The following is a 16,381-nucleotide window of genomic DNA, read 5'->3' as shown; positions in this document are numbered from 1 at the left end:
TAAGCGATCCTCACTTCTTCTTCGGCAGGCCGGGAAGGCCGGGGAAGCCGCCACCAAGACCCGGAAGCTTGGCGCCACCCAGACCTGGCAGGCCACCGCCGCCAAGGCCAGGCATACCGCCCGGCTTCAGACCGGCGGCTTCCGCCTGCTTCTGCAGGGCTTCGAGCTGCTTCGGGTCGAGCTTCGAGAGATCAGGCATGCCGCCGCCACCGAGGCCGCCAAGGCCCATCTTGTTGGCAAGGCCGCCCATCATCTGCTTCATCATGCCGCCTTTGCCCTTACCGCCCATCATCTTCATCATGTCCGCCATCTGGCGGTGCATCTTCAGAAGCTTGTTGATGTCGGCGGCATCGGTGCCGGAACCGGCGGCGATGCGCTTCTTGCGCGAGTGCTTGAGCAGATCCGGGTTGGCACGCTCGGCCTTGGTCATCGACGAAATGATGGCGAGCTGGCGCTTGAACAGGCTGTCGTCTAGGCCGGCCGCGGCCATCTTGTCCTTCATGCCGGCCATGCCGGGCATCAGGCCCATGATACCGCCCATGCCGCCCATCTTCTGCATCTGGCCGAGCTGGTCTGCAAGGTCGTTCAGGTCGAACTTGCCCTTGGCCATCTTGGCGGCCATGGCGGCCGCCTTCTCGGCGTCGATGTTCTCGGCAGCCTTCTCGACGAGCGAGACGATGTCGCCCATGCCGAGGATACGGTCGGCGACGCGGCGGGGGTGGAACTCTTCGAGTTCGCCCATCTTTTCGCCGACGCCGATGAGCTTGATCGGCTTGCCGGTGACCGCACGCATCGACAGCGCTGCACCGCCACGGCCGTCGCCGTCCATACGGGTGAGCACCAGGCCGGTGATGCCGACGCGTTCGTCGAAGTTGCGGGCGAGGTTGACGGCGTCCTGACCGGTCAGCGCATCTGCCACGAGCAGGATTTCATGCGGATTGGACTTCCGCTTGATCTCCGCCATCTCGATCATCAGCGGCTCGTCGATATGGGTACGGCCCGCCGTGTCGAGAATGACGACGTCGTGGCCGCCGAGCTTGGCAGCCTGAACGGCGCGCGCAGCGATATCGGTCGGCGACTGGCCGGCAATAACAGGCAACGTGTCGACGCCGGTCTGCACGCCGAGCTGGCGCAGCTGCTCCTGGGCTGCTGGACGACGCGTGTCGAGCGAAGCCATCAGGACCTTCTTCTTGTCCCTGGTCTTCATCCGGCTGGCGATCTTGCCGGTGGTCGTCGTCTTACCGGAGCCCTGCAGACCGACCATCATGATGACGACCGGCGCCGGCGCATTGAGGTCGATGGTTACGCCCTCGGAGCCGAGCATCTCGACGAGCTGGTCATGGACGATCTTGACGACCATCTGGCCGGGCTTGATCGACTTCAGGATCTCGGCGCCGACGGCCTTTTCACGAACCTTTTCGGTGAAGGAGCGCACGACGTCGAGCGCGACGTCGGCTTCGAGCAGCGCACGGCGAACCTCGCGGAGCGCAGCGGAAACATCGGCTTCCGACAATGCGCCGCGGCCGGTCAGTCCATTCAATATGGAACCAAGGCGGTCCTGGAGGCTCTCGAACATTCTCACTTCCTTCTGGTTTCCGGTGGCGATCAACTCGCCGGAAACGTGGGTTCCTTCGCGCAGAAAACAAGGCGCAAAGCCAAAAACCACCCGAGGGCGCCACGCGCTGTCGGGTGTTGACCTCCGGGTTCTCTTTATACCTTTACGGGACCCGGTCGGTGGCTTCGAAGACTTGAGCTTGCGAAGGAATTGGCGCGGATAAACAGGAAAGCGCGGCAAAAGTCAAGGACGGCAGGCAAATGAGGCGCTTTCGGCTCAGAGCGCCCCGTCCTTGCCGGCGTCGTCGAGTTCGCCGGCCAGCTGCTCGAAGGCGGTCGACACCCGCGTCATCACCCGAAGTGCGACCACCACTTCGGTCTGGTTGATATCGCCGAGCAGGGCATGCAGCAACTCCACCTCGCGGCGATGGATTTCCGCGAACAGATCACGCCCGGCCGCCGTCGGCGCGCAAAGATAGGCGCTGCGGTGTTCCGGGTTCGGCCGTCTTTCCAGCAACGTCTTGTCCATCAGCCCGTTGACGACCCTGAACACGAACTGCCGTTTCATCGACAGGCGCCGTCCGGCTTCCGGCACCGTCAGCGGCGTTTCGCAAAAAAGTTCGAGAACCGCCCGCTCCGCCACTGATATGCCGGCACCATCGAGCATATGTTCTGCCGAGCGCTGCATATTGAGATGGATGGAGCGGACCAGCTTCAGGGTCTTGTAGAGACGTTCCTGCGGGTCGAATCGAACGAGCATGAAACCACGATAGCAATCCAGTTGCTGTCTTCAAGAATTTATTAAACCTTGACCTTTCAACCAAGGCGAACCGCCCGGATGAAGACACGCAATCCCTATTACCAAGGTCCCGTCACCGATCATTTCGACGGCACCAGGTTCTTCAATCCCGACGGCAAACCGCCCAAGGGCGCGGCAGATCTCCTGCGCTGGCAGTTCGGCAGCGGCAAGGTGCGCTGGCCCGCGCACAATCCAAGCCCGTTCGCGCCGGTGAAGCCTGAACTCAGCGTCGAAGGCGATCGCCTGCGCGTGACGATGGTCGGACACGCGACGCTGCTCATCCAGGTGCATGGGCTCAACATTCTCACCGACCCCGTCTGGTCGCATCGCGCCAGCCCGTTTGCCTTTGCCGGCCCGCAGCGCCGCAACGCGCCCGGCATCGAACTCGACGACCTGCCGCCTATCGACATCGTGCTCGTCACCCACAATCACTACGACCACCTCGATGTCGAGACGCTGGCAGCCCTTCACGAGGAACATGCTCCCCGCATCGTCACGCCGCTCGGCAACGACACGATCATCCGCCGCGCCGTTCCCGACGTCGAAATCGACGTGGTCGACTGGGGCGACCAGCTCGATTGCGGCGATGACGTCATTCTTCACGCCGAGCCCTGCCACCACTGGTCGGCGCGCGGCTCGCGCGACCGGCGCATGGCGCTCTGGGCCGCCTTCGTCGTGGAGACGCCGGCCGGCAAGATCTACCACGTCGGCGATACCGGCTTTCACGACGGCATCAACTATCGCGCCGCCCGCGAAAAACACGGCGCCTTCCGCCTCGCCAACCTGCCCTTCGGGGCCTACGAGCCGCGCTGGTTCATGCAGGACCAGCACCAGAACCCGGAGGAAGCCGTGCGCGGCATGGTCGATTGCGCCGCCGCCCATGTCGCCGGCCACCATTGGGGTACGTTTCGCCTGACCGACGAGGGCGTCGAAGAGCCGCGACAGGCGCTGGAACGGGCGCTCGATGCGGCGGGCATCGCCCGCAGCCGCTTCCGGCCGCTTCGCCCCGGCGAAATCTTCGATGTACCGACCGGCGGCGAAGGAGCCGAATAAAGGCGGCACTGGTATTTTCCGGGCTTTTCCGCCATATACAGCCCGAATGAAGGATGGCCCGCCCGGAGCGGGCCCGTTTGGACAATCGCGACATGACCGAGAACGTGCAATTTGCCAGGATGAACGGGCTTGGAAACAAGATCCTCGTCGTTGACATGCGCGGTCGGAAGGATCGGGTGACGCCGGCCGCTGCGATCGCGCTCAATGCCGATCCGGCAACCGCCTTCGACCAGATCATGGCGATCCACGACCCCAAGGCTCAGGGCACCGACGCCTGGATCGATATCGTCAATTGCGACGGCTCCATGGCCCAGGCCTGCGGCAACGGCACGCGCTGCGTCGTCCAGGCACTGGCCGCCGAAACCGGCAAGAAGGCCTTCACCTTCCAGACCATTGCAGGCATCCTCAACGCCACCGAGCATGAGGACGGCACGATCTCGGTCGACATGGGCAAGCCGGTCTTTGCCTGGGACAAGATCCCGCTTGCCGAGGAATTTGCCGATACGAGCCGCATCGAACTGCAGATCGGACCGATCGACAATCCCGTCCTGCACTCGCCCTCGGCCATGTCGATGGGCAATCCGCACGCCGTCTTCTGGGTCGACAAGGACCCGATGTCCTTCGATCTCGATCGTTTCGGCCCGCTGCTCGAAAACCATCCGATGTTTCCCGAGCGCGCCAACATCACGCTGGCGCAGGTGCTTTCGCCCTCGTCGCTGCGCACCCGCACCTGGGAACGCGGCGCCGGGTTGACGCTTGCCTGCGGCTCGGCGGCTTGCGCGGCTGCGGTCAGCGCCGCGCGCACCGGCCGCACCGGCCGCAAGGTGGTGATCGACGTCGCATCCGCCCCTGCCCCGGCAAAGCTCACGATCGAATGGCGTGAGCACGACGATCATGTCGTCATGACGGGACCTGCCGAATGGGAATGGTCCGGCACGCTGAACCCGACGACCGGAACCTGGCAGCGCGACGAGGCCGAAGCGGGCGGAGCCCGGGCGCTTTGAGCGGCGTCGAGGTCATAACCTTCGGCTGCCGTCTCAATACCTACGAATCCGAAGTGATGAGGGCGGAAGCCGAAAAGGCGGGGCTGAACAACGCCATCCTCGTCAACACCTGCGCCGTCACCGGCGAGGCGGTGCGCCAGGCGCGCCAAGCGATCCGCCGTGCCCGGCGCGACAATCCGCATGCCCGCATCATCGTCACCGGCTGCGCCGCCCAGACCGAAAAAGAGACTTTCGCCGAAATGGTCGAGGTCGACGCCGTGCTCGGCAACGAGGAGAAGCTGAAGAGCGCCTCCTATCGTTCACTGCCGGATTTCGGCGTCTCGGCGGAAGAAAAGCTGCGGGTCAACGACATCATGAGCGTGCGCGCCACCGCGCCGCAGATGGTCAAGCACATCGATGGCCACGTGCGCGCCTTCATCCAGGTGCAGAACGGCTGCGACCACCGCTGCACCTTCTGCATCATCCCCTATGGCCGCGGCAATTCCCGCTCCGTGCCGATGGGCGCCGTCGTCGACCAGGCGCGCAGGCTGGTTGGGAGTAGCTATTGCGAGATCGTCCTGACCGGCGTCGATGCCACCAGCTACGGCGCCGACCTGCCGGGCACGCCGACCCTCGGGCTGCTGGCGAAGACGCTTCTGAAACAGGTTCCGGAAATCCGCCGCCTGCGGCTTTCCTCGATCGACGGCATCGAGGCCGACAAACACCTCTTCGACCTGATCGCCGACGAGGCGCGCTTCATGCCGCACCTGCACCTGTCGCTGCAGCATGGCGACGACCTGATCCTGAAGCGCATGAAGCGCCGCCATTCGAGCGCCGACGCCCGCGCCTTTGCCGATCAGGTCCGGCGCTTGCGCCCCGATATCAGCCTCGGTGCCGATATGATCGCCGGCTTTCCGACCGAGACCGAAGAGATGTTCGAAAATGCCGCGAGCCTCGCCGAGGACTGCGGCATCGCGCATCTGCACGTCTTTCCCTACAGCCCGCGTCCCGGCACGCCGGCAGCACGCATGCCGCAGCTCGACCGGGCGCTCGTCAAGGATCGTGCCGCGCGGCTTCGCGCCGTCGGCGCGACGCTCTACGCCCGCCACCTCGAAGGCATGGTCGGCAGCGAGCAGACGATCCTGGTCGAGAACAACGGGCTTGCCCACACACAAAACTTCACGCTCGTCGACGCGGCTGACCTGACGCCCCGTGCGCTTGTCCCGGTCTCAATCACCGGCCACAATGGCAAGCATCTGACGATGCAGGTAAAACAGATGGCTGCGGCCTGATTTATGCGGAATTCCTGAATGGCAATGGGTTTCATCAAGAGGATCTTCACCTTCGGCAAGGGCGCGGTGGAGGAAACGAAGCCGCCGGAAGGTGTACCGGAGGAGACGATCGTCTCTGCGCCCGAAGTCGAGGCGCAGCCGGAGCCGAGCGCCGAGGCGGTCGAACCGCCTGCCGCCGTTGCCGAGGCAGAGATCGTCGAAGACAGCCCGGAAACCGCCTTCGAACCACCTGTCGACATCGAGACCCTGCCGTTGTCCGACGACGATCCGGTGCTTGAGGCCGAGATCGAGACGGCCGGTGGCCCGGCCTCCGACGACGCCGAAGAGCTGGCGCGCGACGAAGCCGCCCCGGTCGAAGCTGTGGTAACGCCGGCCGAGACTGAAGCCGCGATACCCCCCTCTGTCCCTTCGGGACATCTCCCCCTCAAGGGGAGAGAGCAGACGGAGACCGAGGCCACAGCTGAGGAAGCAACAGCTGCCACCGAGACTGCGGCGCCTGTTGCGCACAAGGCGCCTGCTCCCTCCGATGAGATCATCGTAGCCTCCCGCGAGGCCGAAATCGTCGAGAGAATCGAGGAAGCTGCTGACGATGCCGAACCCACGGCAAGCGACGTCACGACTGCCGAAGCAGACGAGGTCACGCCAACCGAAACGCTTGCTTCCGAACTCGAGAGCGAGCCCAGCGTGATCTCCGCCCCTGTGGGGGAGATGCCCGGCAGGGCAGACGGGGGTGAAGCCGCAGCCCTCCGCGAAAGCATCGAGACCGCAGAAGCCAACGCAGCAGACGCCGCCACCGACGTCGCGCCGACCGAGACAGCCGAGGCCGAGCCCACCGCTACGCCCGCTTTGCCCAAGGGCTTCTCCGCCACCGAGCGCAAGCCCAAGGAAGAACCCGTCGCCGCGCCGAAGGAAAAGCTCAGCTGGTACCAGCGCCTGCGCCGCGGCCTCGCGCGCACCTCATCGCAACTGACCGGCCAGATCGCCAGCCTGTTTACCAAGCGCAAGCTCGACGAAGCGACGCTGCAGGATCTCGAAGACCTGTTGATCCAGGCCGACCTCGGCGTCGAAACGGCGATGCGCATCACCGACACGCTCGCCTCGGAACGCTACGGCAAGGATGTCTCGGGCGAGGACGTGTCGCGCATCATGGCCGGCGAGATCACCAAGGTGCTTTCGCCCGTCGCCAAGCCGCTGGAACTCGATCTCAGCCACAAGCCGCACGTGATCCTGGTGGTCGGCGTCAACGGCACCGGCAAGACCACGACGATCGGCAAGCTCGCCGCCAAGCTTTCCGGCGCGGGCCTGAAAGTCATGCTCGCCGCCGGTGACACCTTCCGGGCCGCGGCAATCGAGCAGCTGAAGATCTGGGCCGAGCGCACCAACTCCGAAATCGTCTCGTCCAAACTCGGCGCCGATGCCGCTGGCCTTGCCTATGAGGCTTTCCAGCAGGCGCGCGAGAAGAAGTCCGACGTCCTGATCATCGACACCGCCGGCCGCCTGCAGAACAAGGCGGAACTGATGGCCGAACTCGAAAAGATCGTGCGCGTGCTCGGCAAGCTCGATCCGGATGCGCCGCACACCGTGCTGCAGACGCTCGACGCCACCACCGGCCAGAACGCGCTGCAGCAGGTGGAGATCTTCCGCAACGTCGCCGGCGTCAGCGGGTTGATCATGACGAAGCTCGACGGCACGGCGCGCGGCGGCATCCTCGTCGCCATCTCCGCCAAGCACAAGTTGCCGGTCTATTTCATCGGCGTCGGCGAAGGGATCGACGATCTCGAGCCGTTCGAAGCCAAGGATTTTGCCGAGGCGATCGCCGGCGTTGCCGCCTGACGGGGCGATCGGGCCTGCGCGTAGTTACGCCGGCCCGTTGCCTTGATATGGTTTTGCCGCAAAGCTGGTGTTATGAGCAGCAGGTACATGCAGAAACAGGACCCCCAGATGTCGTCGATCGAGGCTGCCAAGCCGCAGAAGGAAGTCAGCCCCTTGCTCAAGATGGTGCTGGAGCTTGGGCCGCTGATGGTCTTCTTCTTTGCCAATTCGCGTGGCGAATGGTTGGCCGGGCATTTTCCGGCGCTCTCCGAACTCGGCGGTCCGATCTTCATCGCCACCGGCCTGTTTATGGCCGCGACCGCAATCGCGCTTGCCGTCTCCTGGGTGCTGACCCGCACCCTGCCGATGATGCCGCTGATTTCGGGCATCGTCGTCTTCGTCTTCGGCGCGCTGACGCTCTGGCTGCAGAACGACACCTTCATCAAGATGAAGCCGACGATCGTCAACACGCTGTTCGGCGCGATCCTGCTCGGCGGCCTGCTGTTCGGCAAGTCGCTGCTCGGCTACGTCTTCCACTCCGCCTTCAAGCTGGATGAGGCCGGCTGGCGCAAGCTGACGCTGCGCTGGGGCCTGTTCTTCCTGGTCCTCGCCGTGCTCAACGAAGTGGTCTGGCGCTCGTTCACGACCGATTTCTGGGTCGCCTTCAAGGTCTGGGGCACGATGCCGATCACCATTCTCTTTACGCTCGCCCAGATGCCGCTGATCATGAAGCACTCGCTTGACCAGGAGAACGCCGAGTGAGCACGATGCTCGAGGAGAATGACAGCCGCAACCGGCACGCACTCCTCTGGCTCGCCGCCTGTTTTGCTGTTCTCATCATCCAGATCGTCACCCAGCATCTGATGGGTCGCCTCTGGATCTGCGAATGCGGCTACGTCAAACTGTTCGAGCCCGTGGTCAAATCCAGCGGCAACTCGCAGCATATCGCCGACTGGTACACACCGTCGCACATCATCCACGGCTTCCTGTTCTACGGCCTCGGCCATCTGCTCCTGCGCGGCAAGCCGCTGACGGCAAAGCTCTTCCTTGGGACCGTGATCGAATCCGCCTGGGAGATCGCCGAAAACACGCCGATGGTGATCAACCGCTACCGCTCGGCAACGATTTCGCTCGACTATTTCGGCGACAGCATCCTGAATTCGACGATGGATACACTGGCCATGGCCGCCGGCTTCCTGTTTGCCGCCCGCATGCCCGTCTGGCTGACCGTAACGGTCGCCATCGTCTTCGAGCTCTTCACCGGCTGGCTGATCCGCGACAATCTCACGCTCAACGTACTGATGCTCGTCTGGCCGCTGGATGCGGTCAGGGACTGGCAGGCGGGGATTTAAGCGGGCTTCGGTCGCCGTCGCAGCCCCTCATCCCGCATCCGCGACCTTCTCCCGCAGATGGGGCGAAGGGACTTGAGGCACTCACTTCATTCCACGACTGCCCGGCAGGGAAAGCACGGTTTTATGCCGTCGATGCGATGCGAGAGTTTAGGGCAACCGAGCGCTACGTGTCTTCTTCGCCCCGCTTGCGGGCAGAAGGAGCCGGCAGGCGGATGAGGAGCAAATCCCTCCCATCCGAATGAGAGCTAATGCCGGGAGCGGTTACGAACCCGCAGTCGCCTTTTCGATCGCCGGCAGCAGACCCGTCTTCACGCTGTTTTCGTCGAACGGGCCGACGCGCTTGTAGAGGATCGTGCCGTCAGCGCCGACGAGATAGGATTCCGGAATACCGTAGACGCCCCAATCGATCGCCGCCTTGCCGCGCGGGTCGACGCCGATGGCGGAGAAGGGATTGCCGAGTTCGCCGAGGAACCTGAGCGCGTTTTCGTTCTGGTCCTTGTAGTTGATACCGACGACGGTCAGCCGCGGATCCTTCGACAGTTCGAGGATGAAGGGATGCTCCTGCCGGCAAGGCACGCACCAGGAGGCCCAGATGTTGACGAGCGTCAGCTTGCCCTTGATCGCCGCATCGGTCAAAGCCGGCATCGGCTGGCCGTCGCGCGTCGCACCTTCGAGCGCCGGCATGTCGAGTTTCGGCGCCTTGGTGCCGATCAGCGCGGAGGGGATTTCGCTCACGTCCTTGCCGGAATTGAGCTGGCTCCAGAAGATCGCCGCAAGCCCGGCGAAGATGACGAGCGGCAGCGCCGCCAGCACGAAACGCATGGGGCCGGGTTTGCGCTCCTCGTTACCCGGAGCGGGTGCGTTGCTCATCGTGTTTCTCCGGAAGCCGGTTCGGCCGAGCGCCGGCGGATGCCTGCGGCTTCGAGTTCGGTGAGTTCACGCCGGCGGGCACGACCGTCGAGCACGACCCAGGCAATCAGACCGAGGACCGTCAGCGTGGCTATTCCATAGCTCGTGAAAACGTAGGCGGCGTGGCTCATCATTGTGCGCGGGCTCCCCGTCCGGCAGCACGGGCCGCAAGGCGCCTGAGCGCCGTGACGCGCCGGCGCAGGATTTCGTTGCGCATGGCGGCGATGTGCAGCGTGAAAAACAGCAGTGTAAACGCGACCGCCATCACGATCAGCGGCCACAGGAACTCCGGATCGATCGTCGGTCCGTCGAGCCGCATGACGCTCGCCGGCTGATGCAGCGTGTTCCACCACTCGACCGAGAACTTGATGATCGGGATGTTGACAAAGCCGACGAGAACCAGAATGGCCGAAACCTTGGAGGACCGCGCCGGATCGTCGATCGCGCGGTTGAGCGCCATCAGTCCGAGATACATCAGGAACAGCACGAAGACCGAGGTCAGCCGCGCGTCCCAGACCCACCAGGTGCCCCACATCGGCTTGCCCCAGAGCGAGCCGGTGACGAGCGCCAGGAAGGTGAAACAGGCGCCGATCGGAGCTGCCGCGCGCGAGGAGACGTCGGCAAGCGGATGGCGCCAGACGAGCGTACCGAGAGCTGCCAAGGCCATCACCGAATAGCACATCATCGACAGCCAGGCCGCGGGCACGTGCACATACATGATGCGCACCGTTTCGCCCTGCTGGTAATCACCTTCCGTCGTGAAGGAAAGCCAGACGCCGGCAACGAAGAACAGCGCCGTCAGCCCGGAAAGCCAGGGCAACAGACGGTCAGTCAACGCCAGGAACCGCGTCGGGTTGGCGAGATCGCTGAATTTGCGGATGGCCAGGCTGTTTTCGCTCATGTTGGCTCTTTAACGCTTAAGGCGCCCGCCTGCAATTGATCCGCGTCAATCGCCCGATCACGATCGAGTTGGAACGCGGATCATAAATGTTATCGATCTGAACGGCTTAGCGACAAATCCATGGGAATGCCGCAAACACTTTCGCCCGTTCTGGCCCGATTGCGTCAATCGGACGCGTGCCGAAGTGCTGCGGCGGCGGCAACCGGGCCGATGACGGCGAAGAACAGGGTGATTGCCGCAAGGATCATCAAAGGTGGCAGGAACGGCGCAGGATCCTCGATCGCCGCATAGACAGCGCTGACACCGAAGATCAGCACCGGGATCGCCAACGGCAGAACAAGGATCGAAACCAGCAGCCCGCCACGCGGCAGCGACACGGCAACGGCCGCCCCCACTGCACCGATGAAGGTGATCGCCGGCGTGCCGATCAGAAGCGTCAGCATGGTGGCGCCGATGGCGATCTCGCTCATGTTCATGAAGAGGCCGAGCAAGGGCGAGGCAATCACCAGCGGCAGGCCGGTCGCCGCCCAATGCGCCGCACATTTGACGAAGACGGTGAAAAGCAGCGGCGTTTCCTGCATCAGCATCAGGTCGAGCGAGCCGTCGTCGCGCTCCGCCTGGAACAGCCGGTCGAGGCCGAGCAGCGAGGCGAGCAGCGCGCCGATCCACAGGATCGCCGGACCGATGCGCGAAAGCAGGTTCAGGTCGGGACCGACACCGAAGGGAATGACTGCCACCACAGTCATGAAGAAGAGCACGCCGATCATCGCCCCGCCGCCGGCGCGGATCGACAGTTTGAGATCGCGGAAAAAGAGGGCGATCATAGCGGCAACCTCCGGATCGGCACGCGCGCGTTTTCCGGCAATGGGCTTCCAGGCATTGCGACCCTATGCATCATGCCAGCGATCTCCTGCCAGATGCTCGAACCCCGTCATGTGCAGCTCCTTCGTGCGGTCGAGCCCGAGTGGCTGGTGGGTCGCCGCAATGACGATGCCGCCTTTGCCAAGATGCGCCTTCACCAGATCGGCAAACAGCCGGTCGGCGCCGGCGTCAAGCGCTGCGGTCGGCTCGTCGAGGATCCAGATCGGGCGATAGGCAATGACCAGCTTGGCCATCGCCATGCGCCGCTGCTGGCCGGCCGAGAGATAACCGAAGGGCAGATGGGCGATATCCGGCAGGCCAACCGCTTCGACCGCCTCGGTGAGCGTGGCGCCGCGCGCCCCGGGCGAATCACCCATGAAGTCTCGCCAGAAGGAAAGATTTTCCGCGACGGTCAGTTCACGCTTCATCGCGTTGCGGTGTCCGAGATAGTGGCTGAGCTCGGATGGATGGGCGATTTCCGGGGGGCCATTCTCAAGTTTCAGGTGCCCGCTTTCGGGCCTCAACAACCCCGCAAGAACCCGCAGCAAAGTGGACTTGCCGGAGCCGTTCGGACCCGTCACGACAAGGGCTTCCGAGGCGTCGAGAATAAAGGAAATATCGTTAAAAATCAGGTCCTCACCGCGCTTCGCGCTCAACCCTTCAGCCATGAGGCGCATGAATTTTCAGCTTCCCTTCACTCTCTTTGTCGCAGGGCAAAAAAAAGTCCCGTTTCGACCTTCGTTGCTCTGGCACGTTTTGGAGAAATTATCTATAAGGCGGCCAACACGCCAGCGGTCGGCGTGAATTTCATCCTAGCGCCGAACATGGAATGAATTTCCACGTACGGACAGCGGAAATGGCCGCACCCGCATCCCAATTCGCGCTTCACAGGCGCTCGGGCGTTCGTACGTCAGTTTTGGCGATCAGACGGAACGGGGTATTATCCAGTGTCCAAATCCCTAGACAGCTTCAATTGTCGCTCCACGCTCACCGTCAACGGTGTCGACTACGTCTATTACAGCCTGCCCAAGGCTGAGGCGAACGGTCTCGCCGGCGTTTCCAAGCTGCCCTATTCGATGAAGGTTCTGCTCGAGAACCTGCTGCGCAACGAAGATGGCCGCTCCGTCACCAAGAAGGACATCGAGAACGTTGCCGCCTGGCTCAACGACAAGGGCACGGCTGAAAACGAAATCGCCTACCGCCCGGCCCGCGTTCTGATGCAGGACTTCACCGGCGTGCCTGCTGTCGTCGACCTCGCGGCGATGCGCGACGCCATGGTCTCGCTCGGTGGCGACCCGGAAAAGATCAACCCGCTCGTCCCCGTCGACCTCGTCATCGACCACTCCGTCATCGTCGACGAATTCGGCACCCCGAACGCCTTTGCCCGCAACGTCGAGCTCGAGTACGAGCGCAACGGCGAGCGCTACCGCTTCCTGAAGTGGGGCCAGCAGGCGTTCAAGAACTTCCGCGTCGTTCCGCCCGGCACCGGCATCTGTCACCAGGTCAATCTGGAGTATCTGGGCCAGACCGTCTGGACCCGTGAAGAAGATGGCGTCGTCACCGCCTACCCGGACACCTGCGTCGGCACCGACAGCCACACCACCATGATCAACGGTCTCGGCGTTCTCGGCTGGGGCGTGGGCGGCATCGAAGCGGAAGCTGCCATGCTCGGCCAGCCGGTCTCCATGCTCCTGCCTGAGGTCATCGGCTTCAAGCTCACCGGCAAGCTCAAGGAAGGCGTCACCGCGACCGACCTCGTGCTTATGGTCGTGCAGATGCTGCGCAAGAAGGGCGTTGTCTCGAAGTTCGTCGAATTCTTCGGCCCGGGCCTCGACAACATGACGCTCGCCGACCGCGCCACCATCGGCAACATGGGTCCGGAATACGGTGCCACCTGCGGCTTCTTCCCGGTCGACAGCGAAACCATCAACTACCTCACCATGTCCGGCCGTGAAGAGCAGCGCATCGCGCTGGTCGAAGCCTATTCCAAGGCTCAGGGCATGTGGCGTGACGGTGACGGTTCCGAGCTCGTCTTCACCGACACCCTCGAACTCGACCTCGGCGACGTCGTTCCGGCCATGGCTGGCCCGAAGCGTCCGGAAGGCCGCATCCCGCTCGAAAGCATCGCATCGGGCTTCGCAACCTCGCTTGAAGGCGACTACAAGAAGCCGGGCCAGCTTTCGAACCGCTATGCCGTCGAAGGTACCGATTTCGATCTCGGCCATGGCGACGTTGCCATCGCTGCGATCACGTCCTGCACCAACACCTCCAACCCGTCGGTCCTGATCGCTGCCGGCCTGCTCGCCCGCAACGCGGTCGCCAAGGGCCTGAAGTCCAAGCCGTGGGTCAAGACCTCGCTCGCACCGGGATCGCAGGTCGTCGGCGAATACCTCGCCAAGTCCGGCCTGCAGAAGGACCTCGACGCGCTCGGCTTCAACCTCGTCGGCTTCGGCTGCACGACCTGCATCGGCAACTCCGGCCCGCTGCCGGCGCCGATCTCGAAGACGATCAACGACAAGGGCCTGATCGCCGCCGGCGTTCTTTCGGGCAACCGTAACTTCGAAGGCCGCATCTCGCCGGACGTCCAGGCGAACTACCTCGCTTCGCCGCCGCTCGTCGTCGCCTACGCGCTTGCAGGTTCCGTCCAGAAGGACCTGACCAACGAGCCGCTCGGCGAAGACCAGGACGGCAAGCCGGTCTTCCTCAAGGACATCTGGCCGACCTCCAAGGAAATCCAGGAGTTCATCTTCAAGTACGTCACCCGCGAACTTTACGCGACCAAGTACGCCGACGTGTTCAAGGGCGACGAAAACTGGCAGGCCGTTCAGGTTCCTCCGGGCCAGACCTATGCCTGGGACGACGGTTCGACCTACGTGCAGAACCCGCCCTACTTCGTCGGCATGGGCAAGTCCGGTTCGGGCATCTCCGACATCAAGGGCGCCCGCGTGCTTGGTCTCTTCGGCGACAAGATCACCACCGACCACATCTCGCCGGCCGGTTCGATCAAGGCGGCCTCGCCGGCCGGTGCCTACCTCATCGGTCACGGCGTCGGCGTTGCCGACTTCAACCAGTACGGCACGCGTCGTGGCAACCATGAGGTGATGATGCGCGGCACGTTTGCCAACATCCGCATCCGCAACCACATGCTCGGCCCGAACGGCAAGGAAGGTGGCTACACCATCCACTATCCGTCCAAGGAAGAGATGTCGATTTACGACGCCGCCATGCAGTACAAGGAAGAGGGCGTTCCGCTCGTCATCTTCGCCGGCGTCGAATACGGCAACGGTTCGTCGCGCGACTGGGCTGCCAAGGGCACCAACCTGCTCGGCGTCAAGGCCGTCATCGCGCAGTCCTTCGAGCGTATCCACCGCTCGAACCTCGTCGGCATGGGTGTCATTCCCTTCGTCTTCGAGGAAGGCACGACCTGGGAATCGCTTGGCCTCAAGGGCGATGAGATCGTCACGATCGAAAACCTCGCCAATGTCCAGCCGCGCGAAAAGCGCGTTGCCAAGGTAACCTACGGCGACGGCAGCGTGAAAGATGTGCCGCTCGTCTGCCGTATCGATACGCTGGATGAAGTGACCTACGTCAACAACGGTGGCATCCTGCAGACGGTTCTGCGCGACCTCGCCGCTTAATCGCGCGAGCGCATACAAGGCTCTGGAGCCGGGACGCCGAAAGGCGCCCCGGCTCTTTCTTTGAGGTGCACCGGCCAACGATCGGGTGCTGGATCGCGCTCACTTGCCAGCTCACTCCAACGTGACTTCCCGTTGATGCAGGGGCGTCGTATGTAGTGAACTTCCCCACAAGGAGTAGGCCGCCGGCCGGTAACGAAGTGACGCCATGACATCCGCAGACCGTTCTTTCATTCGCCCTGTTGCACTGGCTTTCGGGCTGCTCGCAGCCGCCGGTGCCCCTGCCGGGGCGCAGGAGAAACAGGCGGTCAAGGGCGTTGTCGAACTGTTCACCAGCCAGGGCTGTTCGTCCTGTCCGCCGGCGGATGCGGCGCTGAAGTCGCTGGTCGACGAAGGCGATGTGGTGGCGCTCGCCTATCACGTCGACTACTGGAACTATCTCGGCTGGGCCGACACGCTGGCATCGAAGGAAAACACCGAGCGGCAATATGCCTATGCGCGCATGCTCGGGCGCAACGGCGTCTACACGCCCCAGGCAATCCTGAACGGCCGCGACCACTTGAACGGCGGCAACCTGCAGGCAATCAAGACGCGGCTGGAAACGATGAAGGCGGAAGGCAAAGGGCTTGCCGTTCCCGTCGACGCCAAGATCCTCGGCGAAGAAATCCAGATCACAATCGGTAGCGGCATCGGCAAGGCCAATGTCGTCGTCGTCTATTTCGACCGCGCCAAGATCGTGAAGATGGAGAAGGGGGAGAACAGCGGCAAGGAAGTCCCCTATTGGCATGCGGTGCGTGACATACAGACGATCGGCATGTGGGACGGCCAGCCCGCGTCCTTTACGCTGCCGGCGACGGTGCTGACCGAGCGCCCGGGAAACAGCGGCTGCGCGATCCTGCTGCAATCGATGAAGGACAAGGAAACGCCGGGTGCCATCATCGGCGCTGCGGCCGTGCTCGCCGGCCCTCAGGGCAAATTGTAGGGACGGCGAAGCGCAAGGGGTTGGTTCGGCCCGGCAGCATCGAGGGGCTGGGGCTGAGGGTTCGAAGTTACCGGACCGAACCGGCCATAACTGCGTTCGGTGAACTCCCGCAGCATGACGATCTGACCGGACATACGGTGGCAACGACTCTGTCCGTCAGCGCCCGCGAGTTTTGCGATGAATTGGGGCGCCGGTTTGACTGAAATGGGGCAGAGGCAAGAAATGACCTCATCGTCCCATGGCTTCCA

Annotated in this window: 15 protein-coding genes; 8 read left to right on the top strand and 7 right to left on the bottom strand. The window is 63.5% G+C overall.

The features are described 5' to 3' along the window. Positions 1 to 10: 10 nt before the first annotated feature. Entirely contained in the window at positions 11 to 1,576 is a 1,566-nt protein-coding gene (ffh, locus tag IB279_RS25195; RefSeq protein WP_034803123.1) for a signal recognition particle protein, read from the bottom strand. 255 nt (positions 1,577 to 1,831) lie between these two features. Beyond that, on the bottom strand, positions 1,832 to 2,314 hold the full coding sequence (locus IB279_RS25190; RefSeq protein ID WP_192339916.1) for a MarR family winged helix-turn-helix transcriptional regulator: 483 nt from the start codon (positions 2,312 to 2,314) through the stop codon (positions 1,832 to 1,834). 78 nt (positions 2,315 to 2,392) lie between these two features. On the opposite strand from IB279_RS25190, the gene IB279_RS25185 reads away from it, so the two are divergent. From IB279_RS25185 to IB279_RS25160, 6 genes are all read left to right on the top strand, one after another. After that, positions 2,393 to 3,406: an MBL fold metallo-hydrolase gene (locus IB279_RS25185; protein WP_034802812.1), complete on the top strand. Its 1,014-nt coding sequence runs from the start codon at positions 2,393 to 2,395 to the stop codon at positions 3,404 to 3,406. A 92-nt stretch (positions 3,407 to 3,498) separates the two neighbouring features. Beyond that, complete coding sequence (gene dapF, locus IB279_RS25180; protein ID WP_112771778.1) at positions 3,499 to 4,410, top strand: diaminopimelate epimerase; 912 nt, start codon at positions 3,499 to 3,501, stop codon at positions 4,408 to 4,410. Further along, positions 4,407 to 5,681, top strand: coding sequence for a tRNA (N(6)-L-threonylcarbamoyladenosine(37)-C(2))-methylthiotransferase MtaB (mtaB, locus tag IB279_RS25175; RefSeq protein ID WP_112771721.1), 1,275 nt, complete (start codon positions 4,407 to 4,409; stop codon positions 5,679 to 5,681). The genes dapF and mtaB overlap by 4 nt, the downstream gene beginning before the upstream one ends. Positions 5,682 to 5,699: 18 nt before the next feature. Beyond that, entirely contained in the window at positions 5,700 to 7,514 is a 1,815-nt protein-coding gene (gene ftsY / locus IB279_RS25170) for a signal recognition particle-docking protein FtsY (RefSeq protein WP_192339915.1), read from the top strand. Positions 7,515 to 7,622: 108 nt separating this feature from the next. Then, the gene (locus tag IB279_RS25165; RefSeq protein WP_112771777.1) at positions 7,623 to 8,255 is read left to right on the top strand and encodes a septation protein A; all 633 of its coding nucleotides are present in this window, start codon (positions 7,623 to 7,625) and stop codon (positions 8,253 to 8,255) included. Between the two features lie 5 nt (positions 8,256 to 8,260). Then, positions 8,261 to 8,845 carry a DUF2585 domain-containing protein gene (locus tag IB279_RS25160; RefSeq protein WP_060611309.1) on the top strand — a complete coding sequence of 195 codons (585 nt, stop codon included), beginning with the start codon at positions 8,261 to 8,263 and terminating at the stop codon, positions 8,843 to 8,845. Positions 8,846 to 9,106: 261 nt separating this feature from the next. On the opposite strand, the gene IB279_RS25155 is transcribed toward IB279_RS25160, so the two are convergent. The 5 genes from IB279_RS25155 to ccmA form a co-directional block, all read right to left on the bottom strand. Then, complete coding sequence (locus IB279_RS25155) at positions 9,107 to 9,715, bottom strand: DsbE family thiol:disulfide interchange protein (protein WP_060611225.1); 609 nt, start codon at positions 9,713 to 9,715, stop codon at positions 9,107 to 9,109. Beyond that, positions 9,712 to 9,888, bottom strand: a complete 177-nt coding sequence (ccmD, locus tag IB279_RS25150) for a heme exporter protein CcmD (protein ID WP_082566526.1) — start codon at positions 9,886 to 9,888, stop codon at positions 9,712 to 9,714. The genes IB279_RS25155 and ccmD overlap by 4 nt, the downstream gene beginning before the upstream one ends. Beyond that, positions 9,885 to 10,655, bottom strand: coding sequence for a heme ABC transporter permease (locus IB279_RS25145; RefSeq protein WP_112771719.1), 771 nt, complete (start codon positions 10,653 to 10,655; stop codon positions 9,885 to 9,887). Before IB279_RS25145 ends, ccmD begins: the two co-directional genes overlap by 4 nt. Before the next feature lie 164 nt (positions 10,656 to 10,819). Further along, positions 10,820 to 11,479: a heme exporter protein CcmB gene (gene ccmB / locus IB279_RS25140; RefSeq protein ID WP_034802831.1), complete on the bottom strand. Its 660-nt coding sequence runs from the start codon at positions 11,477 to 11,479 to the stop codon at positions 10,820 to 10,822. A gap of 63 nt (positions 11,480 to 11,542) precedes the next feature. Then, positions 11,543 to 12,193, bottom strand: a complete 651-nt coding sequence (ccmA, locus tag IB279_RS25135; protein WP_090295254.1) for a heme ABC exporter ATP-binding protein CcmA — start codon at positions 12,191 to 12,193, stop codon at positions 11,543 to 11,545. Between the two features lie 270 nt (positions 12,194 to 12,463). Here ccmA and acnA point away from each other — a divergent pair, with 270 nt between their 5' ends. Both acnA and IB279_RS25125 read left to right on the top strand, forming a co-directional pair. Continuing rightward, positions 12,464 to 15,154, top strand: a complete 2,691-nt coding sequence (acnA, locus tag IB279_RS25130) for an aconitate hydratase AcnA (RefSeq protein ID WP_034802837.1) — start codon at positions 12,464 to 12,466, stop codon at positions 15,152 to 15,154. A 205-nt stretch (positions 15,155 to 15,359) separates the two neighbouring features. Beyond that, complete coding sequence (locus tag IB279_RS25125; RefSeq protein ID WP_060521460.1) at positions 15,360 to 16,133, top strand: thioredoxin family protein; 774 nt, start codon at positions 15,360 to 15,362, stop codon at positions 16,131 to 16,133. Positions 16,134 to 16,381 lie beyond the last annotated feature (248 nt).

The sequence above is a fragment of the Ensifer sp. ENS06 genome (genome assembly GCF_014852205.1).
Taxonomy (GTDB): domain Bacteria; phylum Pseudomonadota; class Alphaproteobacteria; order Rhizobiales; family Rhizobiaceae; genus Ensifer; species Ensifer adhaerens.
Note: the sequence above shows the minus strand (reverse complement) of the source record. Positions and strands in the feature narration are given on the sequence as shown.

Excerpts from the sequence above, each read along its gene's own strand:
- ffh (WP_034803123.1), bottom strand. The coding sequence starts at position 1,576 with ATGTTCGAGAGCCTCCAGGACCGCCTTGGTTCCATATTGAATGGACTG.
- IB279_RS25190 (WP_192339916.1), bottom strand. The coding sequence starts at position 2,314 with ATGCTCGTTCGATTCGACCCGCAGGAACGTCTCTACAAGACCCTGAAG.
- IB279_RS25185 (WP_034802812.1), top strand. The coding sequence starts at position 2,393 with ATGAAGACACGCAATCCCTATTACCAAGGTCCCGTCACCGATCATTTC.
- dapF (WP_112771778.1), top strand. The coding sequence starts at position 3,499 with ATGACCGAGAACGTGCAATTTGCCAGGATGAACGGGCTTGGAAACAAG.
- ftsY (WP_192339915.1), top strand. The coding sequence starts at position 5,700 with ATGGCAATGGGTTTCATCAAGAGGATCTTCACCTTCGGCAAGGGCGCG.
- IB279_RS25165 (WP_112771777.1), top strand. The coding sequence starts at position 7,623 with ATGTCGTCGATCGAGGCTGCCAAGCCGCAGAAGGAAGTCAGCCCCTTG.
- IB279_RS25160 (WP_060611309.1), top strand. The coding sequence starts at position 8,261 with ATGCTCGAGGAGAATGACAGCCGCAACCGGCACGCACTCCTCTGGCTC.
- IB279_RS25155 (WP_060611225.1), bottom strand. The coding sequence starts at position 9,715 with ATGAGCAACGCACCCGCTCCGGGTAACGAGGAGCGCAAACCCGGCCCC.
- ccmD (WP_082566526.1), bottom strand. The coding sequence starts at position 9,888 with ATGATGAGCCACGCCGCCTACGTTTTCACGAGCTATGGAATAGCCACG.
- IB279_RS25145 (WP_112771719.1), bottom strand. The coding sequence starts at position 10,655 with ATGAGCGAAAACAGCCTGGCCATCCGCAAATTCAGCGATCTCGCCAAC.
- ccmB (WP_034802831.1), bottom strand. The coding sequence starts at position 11,479 with ATGATCGCCCTCTTTTTCCGCGATCTCAAACTGTCGATCCGCGCCGGC.
- ccmA (WP_090295254.1), bottom strand. The coding sequence starts at position 12,193 with ATGCGCCTCATGGCTGAAGGGTTGAGCGCGAAGCGCGGTGAGGACCTG.
- IB279_RS25125 (WP_060521460.1), top strand. The coding sequence starts at position 15,360 with ATGACATCCGCAGACCGTTCTTTCATTCGCCCTGTTGCACTGGCTTTC.